The organism is Dermacoccus nishinomiyaensis (genome assembly GCF_900447535.1).
Taxonomy (GTDB): domain Bacteria; phylum Actinomycetota; class Actinomycetes; order Actinomycetales; family Dermatophilaceae; genus Dermacoccus; species Dermacoccus nishinomiyaensis.
The window spans coordinates 2,186,472-2,206,659 of the sequence record NZ_UFXX01000001.1 but is presented as its reverse complement, the minus strand read 5'-3'; the positions used below and the strand labels follow the sequence as shown (position 1 = coordinate 2,206,659).

Annotated in this window: 19 protein-coding genes and 1 pseudogene; 5 read left to right on the top strand and 15 right to left on the bottom strand. The window is 68.5% G+C overall.

Annotated features, from left to right (window positions below):
• Window positions 1-20 precede the first annotated feature (20 nt).
• Window positions 21-1,481 (top strand): FAD-binding oxidoreductase, encoded by a 1,461-nt coding sequence (locus DYE07_RS10295; RefSeq protein WP_115296923.1) that lies wholly within the window; start codon window positions 21-23, stop codon window positions 1,479-1,481.
• Window positions 1,482-1,585: 104 nt separating this feature from the next.
• Here the strand turns inward: DYE07_RS10295 and DYE07_RS10290 are convergent, their stop codons facing one another.
• The 6 genes from DYE07_RS10290 to DYE07_RS10265 form a co-directional block, all read right to left on the bottom strand.
• Window positions 1,586-2,158 (bottom strand): helix-turn-helix domain-containing protein, encoded by a 573-nt coding sequence (locus DYE07_RS10290; protein ID WP_115296922.1) that lies wholly within the window; start codon window positions 2,156-2,158, stop codon window positions 1,586-1,588.
• An 88-nt stretch (window positions 2,159-2,246) separates the two neighbouring features.
• A complete protein-coding gene (locus tag DYE07_RS10285; RefSeq protein ID WP_115296921.1) occupies window positions 2,247-3,941 on the bottom strand; it encodes a flavin monoamine oxidase family protein in 1,695 nt (564 codons plus the stop codon).
• Window positions 3,938-5,458 carry an APC family permease gene (locus DYE07_RS10280; protein ID WP_115296920.1) on the bottom strand — a complete coding sequence of 507 codons (1,521 nt, stop codon included), beginning with the start codon at window positions 5,456-5,458 and terminating at the stop codon, window positions 3,938-3,940. Before DYE07_RS10280 ends, DYE07_RS10285 begins: the two co-directional genes overlap by 4 nt.
• Before the next feature lie 205 nt (window positions 5,459-5,663).
• Window positions 5,664-6,491, bottom strand: coding sequence for a nitrilase-related carbon-nitrogen hydrolase (locus DYE07_RS10275; RefSeq protein ID WP_115296919.1), 828 nt, complete (start codon window positions 6,489-6,491; stop codon window positions 5,664-5,666).
• A 161-nt stretch (window positions 6,492-6,652) separates the two neighbouring features.
• Complete coding sequence (locus tag DYE07_RS10270; protein WP_131941356.1) at window positions 6,653-7,522, bottom strand: DDE-type integrase/transposase/recombinase; 870 nt, start codon at window positions 7,520-7,522, stop codon at window positions 6,653-6,655.
• Window positions 7,523-7,668: 146 nt separating this feature from the next.
• Window positions 7,669-8,091 carry a hypothetical protein gene (locus DYE07_RS10265; protein ID WP_074041356.1) on the bottom strand — a complete coding sequence of 141 codons (423 nt, stop codon included), beginning with the start codon at window positions 8,089-8,091 and terminating at the stop codon, window positions 7,669-7,671.
• 155 nt (window positions 8,092-8,246) lie between these two features.
• Here DYE07_RS10265 and DYE07_RS10260 point away from each other — a divergent pair, with 155 nt between their 5' ends.
• From DYE07_RS10260 to DYE07_RS10250, 3 genes are all read left to right on the top strand, one after another.
• A complete protein-coding gene (locus tag DYE07_RS10260) occupies window positions 8,247-9,413 on the top strand; it encodes a cysteine desulfurase family protein (RefSeq protein ID WP_062256980.1) in 1,167 nt (388 codons plus the stop codon).
• 105 nt (window positions 9,414-9,518) lie between these two features.
• Window positions 9,519-10,700 (top strand): acyl-CoA dehydrogenase family protein, encoded by a 1,182-nt coding sequence (locus tag DYE07_RS10255; RefSeq protein ID WP_062256982.1) that lies wholly within the window; start codon window positions 9,519-9,521, stop codon window positions 10,698-10,700.
• A 217-nt stretch (window positions 10,701-10,917) separates the two neighbouring features.
• Window positions 10,918-11,136 (top strand): hypothetical protein, encoded by a 219-nt coding sequence (locus DYE07_RS10250; protein ID WP_115296918.1) that lies wholly within the window; start codon window positions 10,918-10,920, stop codon window positions 11,134-11,136.
• A 101-nt stretch (window positions 11,137-11,237) separates the two neighbouring features.
• Here the strand turns inward: DYE07_RS10250 and DYE07_RS10245 are convergent, their stop codons facing one another.
• The 4 genes and pseudogenes from DYE07_RS10245 to DYE07_RS15200 form a co-directional block, all read right to left on the bottom strand.
• Entirely contained in the window at window positions 11,238-11,867 is a 630-nt protein-coding gene (locus tag DYE07_RS10245) for a GPP34 family phosphoprotein (protein WP_115296917.1), read from the bottom strand.
• A 31-nt stretch (window positions 11,868-11,898) separates the two neighbouring features.
• Window positions 11,899-12,756 (bottom strand): amino acid ABC transporter ATP-binding protein, encoded by an 858-nt coding sequence (locus DYE07_RS10240; RefSeq protein ID WP_237723787.1) that lies wholly within the window; start codon window positions 12,754-12,756, stop codon window positions 11,899-11,901.
• A complete protein-coding gene (locus DYE07_RS15205; RefSeq protein WP_050786614.1) occupies window positions 12,753-13,376 on the bottom strand; it encodes an amino acid ABC transporter permease in 624 nt (207 codons plus the stop codon). The genes DYE07_RS10240 and DYE07_RS15205 overlap by 4 nt, the downstream gene beginning before the upstream one ends.
• Before the next feature lie 66 nt (window positions 13,377-13,442).
• Window positions 13,443-14,138: pseudogene (locus DYE07_RS15200) on the bottom strand (transporter substrate-binding domain-containing protein); the annotation flags it as partial.
• A 281-nt stretch (window positions 14,139-14,419) separates the two neighbouring features.
• On the opposite strand from DYE07_RS15200, the gene DYE07_RS10230 reads away from it, so the two are divergent.
• Window positions 14,420-14,842, top strand: coding sequence for a hypothetical protein (locus DYE07_RS10230; protein WP_040015101.1), 423 nt, complete (start codon window positions 14,420-14,422; stop codon window positions 14,840-14,842).
• Here the strand turns inward: DYE07_RS10230 and DYE07_RS10225 are convergent.
• From DYE07_RS10225 to DYE07_RS10205, 5 genes are all read right to left on the bottom strand, one after another.
• Entirely contained in the window at window positions 14,784-15,872 is a 1,089-nt protein-coding gene (locus DYE07_RS10225; RefSeq protein WP_006947187.1) for an aspartate-semialdehyde dehydrogenase, read from the bottom strand. The genes DYE07_RS10230 and DYE07_RS10225 overlap by 59 nt on opposite strands.
• A gap of 273 nt (window positions 15,873-16,145) precedes the next feature.
• Complete coding sequence (locus tag DYE07_RS10220; RefSeq protein ID WP_006947191.1) at window positions 16,146-17,189, bottom strand: aspartate-semialdehyde dehydrogenase; 1,044 nt, start codon at window positions 17,187-17,189, stop codon at window positions 16,146-16,148.
• Window positions 17,190-17,293: 104 nt separating this feature from the next.
• Window positions 17,294-18,559: an aspartate kinase gene (locus tag DYE07_RS10215; RefSeq protein ID WP_006947193.1), complete on the bottom strand. Its 1,266-nt coding sequence runs from the start codon at window positions 18,557-18,559 to the stop codon at window positions 17,294-17,296.
• Between the two features lie 258 nt (window positions 18,560-18,817).
• On the bottom strand, window positions 18,818-19,417 hold the full coding sequence (gene recR, locus DYE07_RS10210; protein ID WP_038571803.1) for a recombination mediator RecR: 600 nt from the start codon (window positions 19,415-19,417) through the stop codon (window positions 18,818-18,820).
• 57 nt (window positions 19,418-19,474) lie between these two features.
• Window positions 19,475-19,963 (bottom strand): SRPBCC family protein, encoded by a 489-nt coding sequence (locus tag DYE07_RS10205; protein ID WP_115296914.1) that lies wholly within the window; start codon window positions 19,961-19,963, stop codon window positions 19,475-19,477.
• Window positions 19,964-20,188 lie beyond the last annotated feature (225 nt).

The following is a 20,188-nucleotide window of genomic DNA, read 5'->3' as shown; positions in this document are numbered from 1 at the left end:
CCACCTCACGAGGAGACCGCATGAGCACCCCCGATCAGCGCGAGCAGCCCACCCCCGACGAGGCTTCCGCGGCCACGGCACCAGCCGTCCCGAACGCGGACGACCTCGACGTCCTCGCCGCGCAGCTGAGCGGCAGGCTCGTCACCGACCCCGACGTCGTCGACGCCGCGAGCCGTGACCGATCCCCCGTCGAAGAGGTGGGTGCGGCGATCGCGCTCGTGCGCGCGACGTGCCGTGACGACGTCGTCGCGACGCTGCGGTGGGCGAACGAGCGTGGCGTGCCCGTCATCACGCGGGGTGCGGGCACCGGGCTGTCGGGTGGCGCGAACGCGATCGACGGGTGCGTCGTGCTCGATGTCTCCCGTATGAACGCGATCAAGACCATCAACCCTGCCGAGCGCATCGCCGTCGTCGAACCGGGTGTGCTGAACGGCGATCTGTCGGACGCTGTGCGTGAGCAGGGCCTGTTCTATCCCCCGGACCCGGGCTCGTGGCGCATCTCCTCGATCGGCGGCAACGTCGCGACGAACGCCGGGGGCCTGTGCTGCGTCAAGTACGGGGTGACGAAGAAGTTCGTGCGTGCGCTCGAGGTCGTGCTCGCCGACGGCAGCGTCATGCGCACCGGCACTCCGACGGCGAAGGGCGTCGCGGGGTACGACCTCACGGGCCTCATCGTCGGGTCGGAGGGCACGCTCGGTGTCGTCACGGAGGTGACGCTCGCTCTCGTCCCGGCGCCTGACGACGAACTGGTCGCCGTCGCACTGTTCGACTCGGCGTCGCGTGCGTGCGAGGTGGCGGCAACCTACCTCGAGGCCGGCGGGCGCCCGTCGATGCTGGAGTTCATGGACGGCCCGACGCTCGCCGCGGTGCAGCGCATGGCCGATCTCGGCTTCGACGAGTCCGTCGACGGCATGCTCATCGTCGGGTGTGACGACGCCACACGTCAGGACGTCGAGTTCGCGGCGTTCTCGCGCCTCGCCGAGGAGGCCGGCGCGGAGGTGTTCGTCGCCGAATCCGTCGCGGAGTCACTGCAGTTCACCGCTGCGCGGCGCCTCGTCGGCAACGCGTTCGAGGCGATGGGCCGCGACCTCGTCGACGACGTCTGCGTGCCTCTGCGACGCACCGGCGAACTCGTCGACGGCGTGCGGGCGCTCGGCAAGAAGCACCGCGTACGCGTCGCGACGGCCGGCCACCTCGGCGACGGCAACATGCACCCCGCCGTGCTCTACTCCCCCGGCGACACTCCCGAGGCCGTGGACGAGAAGCGTCGCGCTTACGCCGCGTTCGAGGAGATCATGCAGCTCGGCCTCGATCTCGGCGGCACCATCACCGGTGAGCACGGCATCGGGCGCCTCAAGGCGAGCATGCTGCCCGTCGAGCTCGGCGAGACGAACACGCGCATCCAGCGCGAACTGCGGCGCGTCTTCGACCCGAATGGGACCCTCAACCCGGGTGTGAACCTTGCGAGCGATCACTCTTGATATCGAGCGCGCGCAGCATCCGCAGCTACCTCGAAGCCGTCGGTGGCACCCTCATCATCGAGTGCGTCGAGGGTGACAACCACGTGCAGGTGCCCTGAGCCCCGTCAACGCGCGACGGGGATGAGGGTGAAGATGACGACGCTCTCGCCGTCGGCGGCGTTGCGCCAGGTGTGTGGTTCGCGGCCGGGGAAGGTGAGGGTGTCGCCGGCCTCGAGTCGGTGCGTGGCGTCGTGCAGCGTCACGTCGAGCGCGCCGGAGACGACGTGCCAGATCTCGAGCTCGCAGTCGATGGCGTACGGTTCGGCCTCACCGTCCCCGCCGGGTTGGATGACGGCGCGCAGCATCTGCACGGAACGTTCCTGACGACCCGTGACGAGGCGCTCGTCGATGCCCGTGCCGCCCATGTCGACGACCGGCGCGTCGGCAAGCTTGATGAGCGACGTGCGGGGTGCCTCGAAGAGCGAGCCGACCTCGATCTGCAGCACCTGGCACAGCGTCACGAGAGAGGCGACGGACGGCGACGTGAGGTCGCGTTCGACGCGGCTGAGAAACCCCTTCGTCATGCCGGCGAGCTGCGCGGCCTGCTCGAGGGTGTAGCGGCGCGCCAGCCGGGCGTTGCGCAACCGGGCGCCGATGGCGACGTTCTCACGCACCCCTTGCACTGGTAGTGACTTCACGCCGGCTCCCTCTTGGTTGTATTGCGGTAAACCCTACGCCGGATCTCACCGCTCTCCCCAGAAAAGCCGTCAGAGTCCATTTTCGCCGTCAGTCCAGGGCGATGGGGCCGTACTCGTCGAGCAGCTCCCCTGGCCCGGGGTTTTCCGGAGACGAACTTCCGCCGAGGTGACGGACCACACCCCACACCGCGTTGAGGCCGGTCTGGACGGCGCCCTCGGCCCAACCGGCCGTCCACGAGATGTCGTCGCCGGCGAGGAAGATACCGCGCTGGTGCTCCGGCAGCTCGTCCTGGGCGAAGTGGGTGAACAGCCGCTGCTGATACCGGTAGTGCCCCGGCAGGTTGGCCTTGAACGCGCCCATGAAGTTGGGGTCGGATTCCCACGAGACGGTGATCGGCTGACCGATGATGTGGCTCGCGATGTCGACGTCCGGGTAGATCTGGGCGAGCGAGTGCAGCATGAGCTCGACGCGCTCGTCGGCATCGAGCGCGAGCCACTTGAGCGCGTCGTCGTTCCACGTGTACGACAGCAGGATGACGGCGGGCCGGTCCGGGCCGTCGTCGAGCAGGTAGGTGGCGCGGTTGAGGCGGTCGGTGAGGGTCATCGACATGACGTCACGGCCCGTGGCGGGGTCGATGTCCTTCCAGAACGGGCGATCGACCATGACGAACGTCTTCGAACTGCTCATGTAGTGGCTGCGCTCGATCGCCATCCACATCTGCGGGCTGAACAGCGCCTCCTCGGTCGTGATGCGCGTCGACAGCAACCACGACTGGCACGTCGTGACGAGCGCCGGGTACGTCGCCTTGCGCCCCCATCGCTCGGTGACCTCGAGGTCGCCGCTCTCATGACGCCGGATGGCGGCGACGGCGCCGCGCGGCGCCCCGTCGTGCAGGCTCGCCAGGGTGGTGCCGGCCGGCCAATGGGCGAGCTTCTCGGGCGCGTGCGACCACAACGCCTCGGGCAACTTCTGCGCTCCGCCGAGGATGCGTCGGTGCTGATCGTCGGCGTCGGTGTAGACGACGCGCAGGATCTCGAGGATGGAGTTCGGGAAGTCCGTGTCCCAGCCGCCCGTGCCGAAACCGACCTGACCGAACGCCTCACGCGCCGCGAAACCGGCCTCCTTGAACGATTCGGAGGCGGCGATGAAGCCGTAGAACGTCTGCTCGTCCATCGTCGGCACGAGCTCGTTCCAGATCTGCTTGATGCGCTTCGTGTCACGAGCGCGGATGGCGTCCTGCATCTCGGTGAAGCGCGCGCCGTCGTCGACGGCGGCCTTCCACGCGTCCGCGACGTCGCGGAAGAACTGCGGCAGTTCGTCGGGTGTGCGCGCGTAGTGCGCCTCGCCGCCGAGCTCGATGACGGTGCTCGGCGTGACATCCGACAGCGGGTTCGGGAACGCCTCCGTCTCGAGGCCCATCGCGTCGATGTAGTGGTAGAGCGCGCGGCCGGAGACGGGAAAACGCATGCCACCGAGGTCGGCGACGACGTCCGGGGCGGCGCTGAAACTGTCGGTGCGCAACCGGCCACCGATGCGGTCGGCCTCGTGGACGACGGGCTTGAGGCCCAGCTTCATCAGCTCGTACGCGGTGATGAGGCCTGACAGGCCGGCGCCGACGACGGCGACCTCGGTGCCGTACATCTCCTCCGGCACGCTGCCGAGGCCCGTGGGGTGGGCGAGGTATTCGTCGTAGCTGAACGGGAAGTCGGGGTTGAGCATCGTGACGGGCGCATCGCCCGCGTGCTCGTCGCGATCGTGCGGGAACTCGGTGACAGCGGTCATCGCGGGGTGTCTCCTTCTCGGAGTGGATGGTCGGGGTCGAGGTCGTCCTCGAGGTGACGCTCATAGGTCGCCTGGTCGAGCGTGGCGAGGCGGGAGTGACGGCGGCCGTAGCCGAGGTAGACGGCAATGCCGACGGCCATCCACACGCCGAACACGACCCACGTCGAGGAACTGAGATTGGCCATGAGGTAGAGACAGATGAGCGCGCCGGCGGCCGGCAGCAGCGGGTACAGCGGCACCGTGAATGCGCGCGGCAGCTTCGGTTTGCGCACGCGCAGATAGATGACGGCGACGTTGACGAGGGCGAACGCGAACAGCGTGCCGATGCTCGTCGCGTCGGCCAACTCACCGAGCGGGATGAGGCCCGCCGTCACCGCGACGACGCCGCCGACGATCACGGTGCTGCGCACCGGCGTGGCCGTCTGCGGGGAGATGACGCCGAAGACGCGCGGCACGAGGCCGTCGCGCGACATCGACAACAGGATGCGGATCTGACCGAACAGCACCGTCAGCACGACGCTGAAGATGGCGAGCACCGACGTCACCGCGAAGATGAACGCGACCCACGAGGCACCCGTGATCTCACGCATGATCTGCACGAGCGGCGCCTCGCGCCCGTCGAACCAGTGCCACTCGCGGGCTCCGATGGCGGCGACGGCGACCGCGACGTACAGCACCGTCACGATGATCATGGACAGCAGGATCGAGCGCGGCAGATCCCGCTTCGGATCGCGCGCCTCCTCACCGGCCGTGGATGCGGCGTCGAAACCGATGTACGAGAAGAACACGGTGCTCGCGGCGGCGGAGACGCCCGCGGCACCCATCGGGGCCAGCGGTGCGAAGTTGCCCGCCTTGAACGCGGTGAACGCGACCGCGCAGAAGAAGACGAGGATGGCGATCTTCAGCACGACGATGATCGTGTTGACGCGCGCACTCTCCCGCGCGCCGCGTGCGAGCAGGGCCGTCGCGAGCAGGACGACGAGGGCTGCGGGGACGTTGACGACGCCGCCCGCCCCGGGTGGGTTCGCGATGGCCTCGGGCAGGCCCAGGCCGAACGAGTCGAGTGTCTCGTTGACGTACTGCCCCGCCCCGACGGCGACGGCCGCGACGCTCACCGCGTACTCGAGGACGAGACACCACCCGCACACCCACGCGAGGCCCTCACCCATCGTCGCGTAGGTGTAGCTGTAGCTCGACCCGGCGACGGGCACGAGGCCCGCCATCTCGGCGTAGGAGAACGCCGACAGCAGCGCGGCGACGCCGGCGATGATGAACGAGATCCAGATCGCCGGGCCAGCCTCGGGCACCGTCTCACCGAGGACGACGAGGATGCCGGTGCCGAGCGTCGCCCCGACCGAGATCATCGTCAGCTGCAGGACACCGAAACTGCGGTGCAGGCTGCGCCCGGCGGAGGTCGCCTCGGCCTGCGCGAGCGTCAGCCCGATCGGCTTGCGCCGCAGGAGCTGGGCGCCGAACGGGAGTCTCGAACGCGCCTGCTCGTCGAGCGATGAGGACACGGGGCACCTCTCGAAGGGGTCTGTGGGCCAGACCACGATGTCACACATCGCCGAGTTGTTTCGTGTTGGGAAACGCATGTGCTTCGACGTGGCGAGAGGTGAAGACGAGCGTTCTGGCTGGATGCGAGTGGTCTGCCGCTCGTGGTCAGTCATGCCGCTCGTTCTTGCTCGCCGGCGCGGGCACGCCGAGGGGCTGTGGCTGACGTCAGCGCCAGGACGCGTAGGTGTCGCGGCGCAGCTTGGCCAGGTAGGGGACGGCGTCACGGGCTGCGGCGACATCGTCGCGGGTGATGTCGGCGACGAGGAGTTCGGCGCCGTCGCCGCCCTGGGCGAGGAGGCCGCCGTCAGGCCCGACGATGACGCTGCCGCCGCCGAACGTGAGCCCGTCCTCGACGCCGACGTGGTTCGCATAGGCGAGGCCGACGCCGTTCTCGAGGGCACGAGCCCGCACGAGCACCTGGGGGACGTCGTCGAACCCGGCGGTGAGCGCGGTCGGGGCGAGGATGACGTCGGCGCCCGCGAGCGCCGCGGCGCGCGTCATCTCGGGGTATTCGACGTCGAAGCAGATGATGACGCTCACCCGCATCCCGGCGAGTTCGACGGTGGTGGGGGCGTCTGTTCCGGAGCTGAAGGCGGCGGCTTCGTCGTCGTCGAACAGATTGACCTTGCGGTAATGCAGGATCGGGCGGCCGTCGGTGTCGAACAGCGTGGCGGCGATGTGTCGAGCAGTCTCACCGGGCGCGCCGCCACCGCGGGCGGCGGGAGTGTCGGCCGTCGCGACCTCGGGATAGCTCGCGAGGACGGCGATGCCGTGACGCGCCGCGGTGGCGGCGAGGGCGCCCGCGATGTCGGTCTGCTGGGTGGGGTCGCCGGCGTGCAACCGCTTCGGGGCGTAGCCGGTGACGAAGAGTTCGGGGGTGACGAGGACGTCAGCACGGCGCGCGGCAGCTTCACCAGCGCGACGGTCGATGATGGCGAGGTTGGCGTCGACGTCACCGACGACGGCCTTGTCCTGCATGACGGCGATGCGCATGACGTCGAGGATGGCAGATGCGACGGCACTCGAGGCCCGATCCGACCACCATGCCCCCGTGCGGCGACCGTCCGACCCGCCTGCCCCCTCTGCGCTTTCCGTCCACATTGGCGATTCTCGTCCCCATCTGCGAATCTCGGTGGATGTCAACCTGTGGTGAGTCACTCAGGGCCGGGATGGTTGATTCCGGCCCACGCTTTCGGGGCGGGCACTGGCGCGCGGTGGCCGCGGAAACGTTCGGGGTGACGCGCCTGGTAGTAGGCGAGGCTGACTTGGCGGCGAGCGTGCAGCATCTTCCACGACCCGTCGTGCACCTGCGCGGGCGTGTACAGCGCGATCCCACTGTGGTGGTGGGCATGGTTGTACCAGTGCACGTGCTGCGCGACGTACGTGCTCGCCTCCACCAGCGACGCGAACACGCCCGGATACGACGCCCGATTCTTCAGGGTGCGGAACTCGGACTCGATGTACGGGTTGTCGTTCGACACCCGCGGACGCGAGTGCGACACCTCGATGCCATGTGCCGTGAGGAACTCGTTCAGCAGGTTCGAACGCATCACCGCGCCGTTGTCGGCGTGCACGACCTGCGGCACGCACCCACCCTCCGCCGCGATCGCGGCCATGAACAACGCCATCGCATCAGCAGTGCTCTCACGCTGGTGCACACTCGCGACGATCACCTTGCGGCTGAAGATGTCGATGATCGCGTACGCCTTGAACGCCACACCCCGAAACGCGGTGGGCAGGTCGGTGATGTCCCACGCCCACACCTGGTTCGCGCCAGTCGCCAACACCTGCGGTTTCACCCGCGCCACCGCCCGCTCACCCGCCGCGCCCGACTGCTCGACTGTGGCCTGCTCGACTGTGGCCTGCTCGCGGCGCACGCGCGCGGCGATACGCCACCACGAACGCAGACTCGCTTCCATGAAGCCCTCGTCCCACGCCTTCGCGAACGCGCCCGCGACACCCAAACCGCCCGTGCGCCCCGCACTGATGAAACCCGCGACCCGCGCGCACACCGACGCGCTCAACCTCGCTGGCTGCTCCCGCTCACGCTGCGGCACAGGCGATACCGCCGCAGCAACGTCACGGCCATGGTGGTGGCGGGCGTGCCACGTGCCACGCGAGACACCAGCGACCTGCAGCGCACGGCGCTGACTGAACCCCGCCAGCGCGCTCAGGTCTCGGATGAGGTCGTTCTCGGCTGCGATGAACGCTCGGGTGGCGTCGTCGGGGGCGTATCGGGCTCGTGCGCGTGCCAGTGTTGCAAGAGCCCGATAGCTTTTCCCAGCGACTCGTTCGCCTGACGTAGCCCGTCAGCCTCGGTCCGTAGCCGCGCGACTTCCGTGGCGTGGCGGCGTTCTTGCGCGGCGAGTTGTTCTTCCAGCCGGCGCATCTGATCAGAGCGAATATGGTCCATCGAGCCACCCTGACGCGGCGTGAGGCCACGGTCAAGATCACCACGGACATACTCACTACGCCAGCGACGTAACTGACTCGCCGTGAACGGCTGCTGCGCCAACCACGCCGTTTTCTGCCCGAACGCCAACCCCAGATACGTCACTACCGCATCCCGCTTTTCCTCGACCGTGAACACCACGCCTCCTCAACACAAGTGACTCACGACCAGGCTGGCACTTAGGGTCTCCGTCACATCCGCGATTTCCGTCCACTTTCGGCTCGTGTGAGGCCCCCTGACGGCCGCACCAGCACCGCGAGTTGGATGCGCCCCTGCGTCGCGGCAGGATCGTCAGCATGAGTTCTCGGCCTGACGACGCCCGCCCCGTCTACCTCGATCACAACGGCACGACGCCCGTCGCGCCGGAGGTCGCCGGGGCGATGTGGCCGTATCTCACCGAGCACTGCGGCAACCCGTCGAGCGCGACCCCGGCCGGGCGCCTGGCCCGCCGTGCCGTCGACGATGCGCGCGAGCACGTCGCTGCGCTCATCGGTGCGTCGGCGGACGAGGTGACGTTCACCTCCGGCGGCACGGAGGCGAACAACCTCGCCATCCGCGGCGTGACGGCGGCGCTTCGCCGCGCTGGCGCGTCGCCCGCGGCCGACGTGAGTTCGACCGTCGTGACGTCGGCCGTGGAGCACCCGGCGACGTCGGCGCCCATGGCGCTTCTCGCGCGCGACGGCTGGGACGTCGTGACGCTGCCGGTGACGCGAGCCGGCCACGTCGACCTCGCACCCATGCCGCGCGACCATGTGGCCTTTGGCTCGATCATCCTCGCGCAGAACGAGACCGGGGCGATTCAACCCGTCCGTGAGTTCGCCGCGAGCGTGCACGCGGCGGGCGGTCTCGTCCACACCGACGCGGCGCAGGCCGTCGGGAAGATCGGCGTCGACGTCGACGACCTCGGCGTCGATCTGCTCAGCCTCGCCGGCCACAAGCTGTACGCCCCCAAGGCCGTCGGCGCGCTGTACGTCAGGCGTGGCACACCGATCGAGCCCCTCGTCGTCGGCGCGGGCCAGGAGCGCGGGCTGCGTCCGGGGACGGAGAACGTCGCCGGCATCGTCGGCCTCGGGCGGGCCGCGCAGCTCGCACTCTCGCGCCTCGCCGACGATGCCTTGCGCATGATGAGCCTGCGTGACGAGCTGTGGCTCCGCCTCTCGACGGCCGTGCCCGGCCTCGTTCGCCTCAGCCCCGCGCAGAACTGTCTGCCGAACACGCTGATGATCTCCCTGCCGGGGCGCCTCGGGCGCGAGGTGCTGGAGGCAGCGCCTGACGTCGAAGCGTCCACCGGCAGCGCGTGTCACGCCGGAATCGACTCCCCCGCAACGACACTCGTCGCCATGGGGTGTGACGACGGCGTCTCGCTCGGCGCGATTCGCCTGACGCTCGGGCGCGCCACGACATCCGCCGACATCGACCGCGCCGCGACGAGCCTCGTCGCGGCGTTTCGCCACGTCGCCTGACGAGCGCCGGGCCGCCGACGAATCTGACCAAGAATCGCGGATGGGGACGCAGATCGCACAGGTGCACACGGGGCCGGCGCTCACCGCGTGAGGCACGATGGTGGCGTGAGTGATTTCTCCCGCAACCCTGAACTCAACCGTCTGGTCGCGATCGACGGGCTCCTGAGCGACGACGAGCGCGACGTCCAGGCCCTCGTCCGACGCTTCTGCGACGACCACGTGCGTCCGAATCTGCCGACCTGGTATGACGAGGCGAGCGTCCCGGCGCGTGAGCTCGCGAAGGGGCTCGGCGAGCTCGGGCTGCTCGGCATGCACCTCGACGGCTACGGGTGCGCCGGTTCGTCGGCGACCGCGTACGGCATGGCGTGTCACGAGCTCGAAGCTGCCGATTCGGGTATTCGTTCGCTCGTCAGCGTGCAGGGAAGCCTCGCGATGTTCGCGATCTGGCGTTGGGGCAGCGAGGAGCAGAAGACCGAGTGGCTGCCGCGGATGGCGGCGGGAGACGCCGTCGGATGCTTCGGCCTGACCGAGCCCGACTTCGGTTCCGACCCGGCCGGCATGCGCACCCACGCCAAGCGCGACGGCGACGACTGGGTGCTCAACGGCACGAAGATGTGGATCACGAACGGCACGATCGCCGACGTCGCCGTCGTCTGGGCGCAGACCGACGACAAGATCCGCGGCTTCGTCGTGCCGACGGACACCGCCGGTTTCGAGGCGCGCGAGATCACGAAGAAGATGTCGCTGCGTGCGTCGGTGACGGCGGAGCTGTCGCTGACCGACGTCCGTCTGCCCGCTGATGCCGTCTTCCCCGAGGTGCGCGGGCTCAAGGGGCCATTGTCGTGCCTGTCGGAGGCGCGCTTCGGCATCGTCTTCGGCGCGATGGGCGCCGCCCGCGATTCGCTCGAGACAGCGCTCGACTACGCCGCGACCCGCCAGGTGTTCGGCAAACCGCTCAGCGGCTACCAGCTGACGCAGGGCAAGCTCGCCGACATGACGCTCGAGGTCTCCAAGGGCATGCTCCTCGCGCTGCACCTGGGGCGCCTCAAGGACGGCGCGGGCGTGAGCCCCGAGCAGATCAGCCTCGGCAAGCTCAACAACTGCCGCGAGGCCATCGCCATCGCGCGCGAGTGCCGCACGATCCTCGGCGCCAACGGCATCTCGACGGAGTACTCCCCCATCCGTCACGCCGGAAACCTCGAGTCGGTCATGACCTACGAGGGCACGAGCGAGGTGCACCAACTCGTCCTCGGCAATGCCCTGACGGGTCAGTCGGCGTTCCGCTGAGTCGATCCTCGGAGCCTCCGAGACGACGGCGGCTTCCTTCGCGACCACGGCGGGGAGCGTCCTACGAAACCTGCGCCTTGCTAGCCTGGCGGCATGGTGACCCTGACGATCGACGGCATCTCGGATGACGTGTTGCGGTCATTGGAACATCAGGCCGACGCCGCGGGGGTCAGTCTGAATGACTACCTCGTGGCATGCCAGTCTGAATGACTACCTCGTGGCATGCCTGACTCTCGTCGCACATCAGCCGCCGCCTGATGACGGGCCGCCGCGTCTCGACCACTCAGAGCACGTCGACCAAGCCGAGACCCTGGCAACGCTCACCGACGAGGACGCGAAGCGCGACATCACTGAAGGCGATGATGCCTACCCTCACGGGGACGTCGTCCGAGGTGAGGAGGCCGTGCGCGCTCTGCGCCTCCAGGACCGCACGTGAGCCACTCACGTGCAAGGTACGTCGCGGGCTCACGGCCCAGGCTCCACCAGCCGAATCAGCCGTAGCTCGTCGGACCGGCGAGCGGGAAGTCCGCTCGCACGTCACCCCGGGTTGGCACCGGTCGAGTAATAGCCGTTCGCGTAGAAGGGCACGAGGGCGAAGGAGATCGCCTCGTCGACCTGCCGTTGCAGTGATCCGGGCTCGCGGTCGGCGAAAGCGACAGCCACGGATTCGTCCGTGAACGGCGACCGGGACAGCAGCTCGTCCCCGATTCCTGCCGCGCCCAGCACCGCGAGGACGGCGTCGTCATCGTGCGTGGCGGCGTCGTCGAAGAGCAACGCGCGTGACGCATCGACAATCTCACGCCGTAGAGGCGTCGTCGTGAACGAGAATCGCGACTTGCGGCGGAGCCCGTGCCGCGTCATCCTCGCCATCCCCTGGTCCACGAGGCTCATACCGACGTGTTCCCACGCACCCGGGTAGAGCGCGTCGATGACGAAGCGCGCCAGTGTCGGCCCGCGCACCTCGTCCAGACGGTTCGCCGCCCATCCCAGCAGGCCCTCGGGCGCAACCTCGGCGGTTCGGCGGATCCGGTCGCCCGTCCACTCGATCAGGCCCGCGGACCGCAGATCGAGCATCAACCCAGCCGTGACGCACACCTGTGCCCCGGTGACCCTGGGCAGTCCTCGATCGTCCAAGCTCATGATCCACAGACGTTCGCTGATCAGCACCTGATCAGTATCGCGCGTCCGCGATCACGACTCAGCTCAGCGGGTCGAGGATGCGCTTCAAGAACGCCTGGGTGCGGGCCTCGCGCGGGTGGTCGATGACCTGTGACGGCGCGCCGCGTTCGACGATGACGCCGCCGTCCATGAACAGCACCTGATCAGCGACATCGCGCGCAAACGCGATCTCGTGGGTGACGACGATCATCGTGCGACCCTCGTCGGCGAGTTCGCGCATGACGCTCAGCACTCCCCCGACGAGTTCGGGGTCGAGCGCCGACGTCGGCTCATCGAAGAGCAGCAGCTCGGGTGCGAGGGCCAGGGCGCGCGCGATGCCGACGCGCTGCTGCTGCCCACCCGAGAGTTGGTAGGGGTACTTGTCGGCCTGGTCGTCGAGACCCACCTTCGCGAGAAGCTCATGCCCGCGCGCGTCGGCGTCAGCCTTCGCGACGCCCTGCACGACGATCGGACCCTCGGTGACATTCTCGAGCACGCTCTTGTGCGGAAACAGGTTGTGCTGCTGGAACACCATGCCCGTCTTCGACCGCAGCGCACCGACACGTTTGGCAGCGTCACCCTTGGCTCGACCGTCACGCCCGCGCGGGACGTCGACGTAGTCGACCTCGGCGTCCCCGATGCGGACGACGCCCGCCTCAGGCAGGTCGAGCGCATTGAGCGAACGCAGCACCGTCGTCTTGCCCGAACCCGACGGGCCGAGCAACACCGTCACCGACCCCGACGGGACGGTGAAGTCGATGCCTCGAAGCACCTCGAGCGAGCCGAACGACTTCGTCAGACCACGGACGTCGACGAGGGCGTCCGTGGTCGAGGTCGACGCGGCGTCCGCGGAACGAGCGTCCCTGGGGCGGGCGGGTGTGGAACCGTGAGGAGTCATCGTGCGACGTGCCTTCCGAGTCGGTTTTCGAGCCTGCCCTGGACGAGGGAGAGGATGAAGCACAGAGCCCAATAGATCGCGGCGGCGACACCGTACAGCTCGAGGAAGTCACCCGAGGGTGCGGCGGCGATCTGGGCCTGGCGGAACATCTCGGTGACGAGGATGGTCGAGGCGAGCGACGTGTCCTTGACGAGGGAGATGAGCGTGTTCGACAGGGGCGGGACGGCGACACGCAACGCCTGCGGCAGGATGATGCGCCGTAGCGCCGTCGCCCGGTTCATGCCGATCGTCTCCGCGGCCTCCCACTGCCCCTTCGGCACGGACAGGATGGCGGCGCGGATGATCTCCGCGGAGTACGCCGCGACGTTGAGTGAGAACGCGATGATGGCCGACGGCCATGGGCTGAGTTTGATCCCGAGCTGCGGCATGCCGAAGAAGATGATGGCGAGCTGCACGAGCAGCGGTGTGCCTCGGAAGATCGAGATGAAGATGCGCGCCGGCCAGGACAGGGCCGCGTTGGCGCTCATGCGTGCCAGCGCGACGCCCAGGGCGAGGACGAGGCCGATGGCGAACGACGCCGCCGTCAGCGGAATCGTGCCCTTGAGCGTCGCCACGAGCATCGGGCCGATGTTGTTCTTGATCGTGTCGGTGACGCTCGTGCCCTTTGCCTCCGTCTCGAAGTACTGGGCGTAGAGCTTCTTGCTCGTGCCGTCGGCGTTCATCTCATCGATGGCGGTGTTGATCGCGGGCGCGAGCTTGCTTCCCTTCTTCGTCGGGAAGACCTCTTGGCTGGTGTCGCTCGTGCGGCTCGCGATCTTGAGCCCTGAGTTCTCGTGCGTCGCGAGGTAGTACTTGACGGCGAGTTCATCGTTGACGAAGGTGTCGACGCGCCCCTGTGAGAGCAGTTCGACAGCTTTGTCCATGCCGTCGACGGAGACGACGTTCGCCCCCGCCTTCTTCGCGACGCCTGCCCAGTCGGACGTGATGTTCTGCGCCGACTTCTTGCCCTTGATGTCGGCGAGGTTCTTGATCGACGAGCCATCCCTGACGACGACGACGCCGTGGCTCTCGACGTACGGCTTTGTCAGGTCGTACTTGGCGCGACGCTCAGCGTTGGCGCCGACCTGGTTGGCGATGACGTCGATACGGCCCGAGTCGAGGGCGGCGAACATCGAATCCCACTGCGTCTCGACGAACTCGACCTTGACCCCCAGCCGCTTGCCGACCTCGCGGAAGTAGTCGACGTCGTAGCCAGTGAGCTTGCCCCCCTGGTGGAACGAGAACGGAGCGTAGACGCCCTCGGTGCCGACCTTGATCGTGTCCGGCAGCTTGTCGTCGGCCTTCGTGACGGCAGGGGCCTGCTGCGCGGCGGCGGTGGTCATCGTCAGGCCACCCAGGAGAAGGGCTGCGACGAAGCTGAGGATCGCGACGAGGACGCTTCGGGCTCGCAGCACCCCGAAACGGTCACGGTTGGGCGTCTTCACGAGAGTCGAGATTACGCCCCCATTCAACAATCTCCTATTTTATGGCGCCTAACTCACCGTTATGCATCGATGGTGCAGACCGCCCGCGGGGGGCCTATCGGCGCCCCACTTCCAGCCGGCCTCGCGCGGCGCCCCTCACGCGGCCACCGGCGCCGTCGAAGAACTGCAAGAATCGCGGCATGACGCGACGCGTGCTGGGCGAGCTGGAGAGATCGAAGCTCCTCAACGAACTGGAGCTGATGCCTGCGCCCGAGAAGCGCCGCATCGACGCCGCCACCGGCGCCGGCCGTATGCTCGACGACCCGCACGACCGCGACATCCAACGCGCCCGCGTCGCGCAGTTGCCCTGGGCGCGAGCGATGGGTGCGTTGGCCTTCACCGGCCTTGCCCTGATGCGCTGCTTGGACGTCGTCGATGGCCGTCGTTCGTGGTGGGACTGGCTCGCGGCCGCCTTCTTCACCGTCAATGCCGTCTTCTGGATTCGGCGCTGGTGGCTCATGCGTCGGCTCGGTCGGCAACTCGACGCCGTCGACGCGACCGGCCTCACGCTTGCGCGTAGCGCCCGACCCCGACGAGCATCTCGGCGATCTGCAGGGCGTTGAGCGCGGCGCCCTTGCGGATGTTGTCGCCGCACACGATGAAGTCGAGCGTGTGCGGGTTGCTCTCGACCTGACGCACGCGCCCGACCCACACGGGGTCGGTGCCAACGGCGTCGGCGGGCGTCGGCCAGTCGGTGCCGTTTTCGTCGGGCATGACGATCGCGCCGTTCGCGCCCTCGACGATGGCGCGGCGCGCGTCGTCGGGCTTGACCTTCTTGTCGAAGCTCACGTGCAGCGTCGACATGTGCGTCGTGACGATCGGCACCTGCACGCACGTGACGGCGACGCGCAGCTGCGGCAGCGCGAGCACGTCACGCAGTTCGTGCGCGATGTCGTTCTCCTCGCTCGACCAGCCGCCGCCGACGTGCTCACCCACCCAGGGCACGACGTTGCTGACGATCGGGGCCGGAAACGGTGAGTCGTCGGGCAGATCGGCGACGTAGCGGCGGACGTCACCGGGCATCTGGCCGATGCGCGGGTGGCCGGTGAGCGCCGATACCTCTTCATAGAGACGCTCCGCGCCCCGCTTGCCCGCGCCGGTGACGGCCTGCATCGACGTCGCCGTCACGTGCGTGAGGCTCCAGTGCTCGTGCAGCGTCGCGAGGACGGGAAGCATGACGATCGCGGGGCCCGACGGCATCGCGACGATGCCGCGGGGGTGCTCGAACGCCGCAGCCGCGTTGACCTCGGGCACGACGAGTGGGACGTCGTCGTCATCACGGAACGCGGCGGAGGTGTCGACGACGAGGCAGTCGGACGCCGTCGCGAACGGCGCCCACTTCGCCGACACGTCTGCGGGCGTCGCGAAGATGGCGACGTCGACGCCGGCGAAGCTCTCACTGTCGAGGGGTTCGACCTCGATTTCGTCGACGCCGAACAGCATCCTGCGTCCGACAGATCGGTCGGAGCCGAAGAGACGCACGTCGTCCCACGCGTCCGCGCGCGTCGCGAGGACGTCGATCACCGCCTGGCCGACGAGCCCCGTGGGGCCGACGACGGCGAGGACGGGCCGTTCGGGCTGGTTCGCAGTCACGTTCCGAGCATAGGCGCCGTCACTGACGACGAACCCGTCCGCCTGCCCGGTTGACGCCAGATCGATTGGAAACTCACATGATTGGGCGAGATCGCACCCGCCGTCTGCACCGTTCGATCCCGTGGGCCCAACGCCTGGCGCACTTCTCGCCCCATCACCTGTGGCTTTACGTCCCACCTGACCGCCCCACCCAACCCACATTGAATGTGACCGAAAATCGCAGATGGGGACGAGATTCGCCGATGGGGACAGGAATCGCCGTTGGGGCGGGGGTCAGCCCGCGGCAGCGATGAGTTCGGCGATCTGCACCGTGTTGAGCGCCGCGCCCTTGCGCAGGTTGTCGTTGCTGATGAACAGCGCGAGACCCTTGCCGTCGGCGACGGAGGCGTCCTGGCGGATGCGTCCGACGTAGCTCGGGTCCTTGCCTGCGGCGACGCGCGGCATCGGCACGTCGGCGAGTTCGACGCCGGGGGCGTCGGCGAGCAGGTCACGAGCTTCCTCGGGCGTGATGGCGCGCTCGAACTCTGCGTTGACGCTGAGCGAGTGACCGCTGAACACCGGCACGCGCACGCACGTGCCGGACACGGCGAGCTCGGGCAGGTCGAGGATCTTGCGCGATTCGTTGCGCAGCTTCTGCTCCTCGTCCGTCTCGTTCGTGCCGTCGTCGACGATCGAACCGGCCATGGCGAGCACGTTGAACGCGATCGGCGCGACGTACTTGTTCGGCGCGCCGAGGTCGACGGCCTCGCCGTCGAGCGCCATCTTCTCCATGTCGGCCTCGGCGGCCTTGCGGATCTGCCCGGCGAGTTCGGCCACCCCGGCGACGCCCGATCCGGAGACGGCCTGGTACGTCGAGACGACGAGACGCATCAGCCCCGCGGCGTCGTGCAGCGGCTTGAGCACCGGCATCGCGGCCATCGTCGTGCAGTTCGGGTTGGCGATGATGCCCTTGGGCGTGTTCGCGATCTGCTCGCCGTTGACCTCACTGACAATGAGCGGCACCTCGGGGTCGCGTCGCCACGCCGAGGAGTTGTCTATGACGGTGACGCCCGCCGCCGCGAACTTCGGTGCGAGCGCCTTCGACGTGTCGCCGCCCGCGGAGAAGATCGCGACGTCGAGGCCGCTCGGGTCAGCGGTCGCCGCGTCCTCGAGGGTGTAGTCGACGCCCTTGAACGTCAGCGTCTTGCCCGCACTGCGCGCCGACGCGAACAGCCGCAAGCTCTTGATCGGGAAGTTCCGCTCCTCGAGCAGTTGCAGGACGACGCGGCCGACCTGGCCTGTCGCGCCGACGACGCCGAGATTCAGTTCCTTGTTCATGGGTGACGTTCCTTTCGCGCGGCCAGACGTCGAGCGTCCCCGCTGTGATGATGGCGTCGCGTCGTCAGCACCGGGTGCCGTTCCGCGATTGCAGACGTTGCCCGTCAGCGGCCGGTGCCGGCGTAGACGACGGCCTCGCCGTCGGCGTCGAGCCCGAATGCGGTGTGGACGAGGCGGACGGCTTCGTCGAGTTCGTCGCTGCTCGTCACGACCGAGACGCGGATCTCGGACGTCGAGATCATCTCGATGTTGATGCCGGCGTCGGCTAGCGCCTGGAACAGCGTCGCCGAGATGCCCGGGTTGGAGCGCATGCCGGAGCCGACGAGCGACAGCTTGCCGATCGTGTCGTCGTAGTGGAGTCGGTCGAAGCCGAGTTCGTCCTTCATCGCGTTGAGGACGGCGACACCCTTGGGCGCTTCGTCCTTCGGCACGGTGAAGGAGATGTCGGTGCGCTTGTCCTCGCCGGCGGAGACGTTCTGGACGATCATGTCGACGTTGAGGCCCGCGCCCGCGACGGCGCGGAAGACGGCGGCTGCGCGCCCGGGTGAGTCGGGGATGCCGACGATCGTGATCTTTCCTTCGCTGCGGTCGTGCGCGACGCCGGCGATGATCGGGTCTTCCACGGTGTCTCCTTCTTTGTCGTTGACGACCCAGGTGCCCTCGTGGTGGCTGAAGGAGCTACGCACGTGGATGGGGAGGTCGAATCGGCGGGCGTACTCGACGCAGCGCAGCATGAGCACCTTCGCGCCCTGTGCCGCCATCTCCTGCATCTCCTCGTTGGTGATTCGGTCGATCTTGTGGGCCTTCGGCACGATGCGCGGGTCGGCGGTGAAGATGCCGTCGACGTCGGTGTAGATCTCGCACACGTCGGCCTTGATGGCGGCGGCGAGCGCGACGGCCGTCGTGTCCGAACCGCCGCGTCCGAGCGTCGTGATCTCGTTCGTGCTCTGGCTGACGCCCTGGAACCCGGCGACGATGACGATGTGCCCCTCGTCGACGGCCCGCTGGATGCGGCCGGGCGTCACGTCGATGATCTTCGCCCTGCCGTGCACCTCGTCGGTGATGACGCCCGCCTGGCTGCCGGTGTAGCTGCGCGCCGAATGGCCGAGGTTCGCGATGGCCATGGAGACGAGCGCCATCGACATGCGCTCCCCCGCCGTCAGCAGCATGTCCATCTCGCGCGCCTGCGGCGCGGGGCTGACCTGCGCGGCGAGGTCGAGCAGCTCGTCCGTCGTGTCGCCCATCGCGGAGACCACAACGACGACGCTGTTGCCCGCCTTCTTCGTGTCGACGATGCGTCGCGCGACACGCTTGATGCTGTCGGCGTCGGCGAGGGACGAACCGCCGTACTTCTGGACGATCAGGCTCACGGTGTTGCTCCGGGGGTCGACTTCGGTCGGTCACGGCGAGTCTAGGCACTGCGCCCTGCAGGCTCGCTGAGCGCTCAGATACTGGTTCTGCGGCCGCGACGGGCGCCATATGACCAGCTGTCGGCCCGTACGAGCGGAATGGTCGAACCTGAGCGATCTGCCGCTCGTGTTCGACCATTTCGCTCGTATTCGTCGGGCCGAACTCATGTTCGTCGAGGCGGCACGCCCGCGACGAAGGATGCGTCACATCACGGGGCGTCAGAACACGAGGACGCGGCGGCCCTCGAAGGCACGGCCGAGCGTCACCTCGTCGGCGTATTCGAGATCGCCGCCGACAGGCAGGCCGGATGCGAGGCGGCTCACCGTCACGCCCATCGGTCCGATGAGGCGCGCGAGGTAGCTCGCCGTCGCCTCACCCGTGTGGTTCGGGTTGGTCGCGATGATGATCTCCTCGAGCGACGTGTCGCTGAGGCGCGCCATGAGCTCGGTGATGTGCAGGTCGCCCGGGCCGACGCCCTCGATCGGGTTCAACGCACCGCCGAGCACGTGGTAGCGCCCGCGGAACTCGCGGGTGCGTTCGATCGCGACGACGTCCTTGCTCTCCTCGACGATGCAGATGAGCGCCGGGTTGCGCTGCGGGTCGGCGCACACACGACACAGGTTCGTCTCGGCGACGTTGAAGCACACCTCGCAGAAGTGCACTGTCTCCTTGACCTTGAGCAGCACCTCCGCGAGACGCTGAACGTCATCGGCATCCGCCTCGAGCAGGTGGAACGCGATGCGCTGCGCCGACTTCGGCCCGACACCGGGCAGCCGACCGAGCTCGTCGATGAGGTCTTGAACCACGCCTTCATACACGATCGGCAAGCCTACGCGTCACCGGTGACAACCCCAATCGAGCGCGCGGGGCGTAGGTCAGCGGTGCGGATCGAGCAGCTTCGTCACCACCCGGCGATAGCCCGCGCCGATGGCGGGCGCGGCCGCGCAAGTGACGACAGCGGCGACGGGACGCAGCCGGACCGGCACCCACGGCAGGGTGATGCTCTGTGCCCAGACGACCTGCGCACCGCCGTCGAGGCCCCGCTCGCCGTCGGGCCCGGCGGCCCGGCGCACCGGGGTGATCTCGACCGTCACGACACCGCCGAGGAGGCGACCGACCTTCTCGAACACGACGCGCCGCCCGGCTTCTATCTCCCGGACGACCATGACGTCGTCGAAGCCAAGCGGCCCGAGCCGTGTCCGCGCGACGTAGCGCGACCCGACGACTGCGTCCTCGGGCGCCGGCCCGTGACCCGTGGTGAACGGCACGACCTCGCCGTGCGCCGACACGTCGACGACGCGCCGCCATGCCTCATGCGGCGCCAACGCCGTGTCGATCCTGAAGGCGAACCCTGCTCGTCCCATGCGTCCCATCATTCTTCTCACTCGCCCACTCTCCATCGCGCCCCGCTCTTGCTGACGTCTCCCGCGTGACTGGTTCTTGCTGACGCGTCTCCCGTGCGGCGGCCCGCTCTCACTGCCGCGTCTTTGTCGCGTCCTGCTCTTGCTGGCATGTCGCCGTCGCATCCCGCTTGTGCTGACGCGCCCCGCGAGCCGGCCCGTGCCCTACGGCCCGGTAGAACCCGGGCC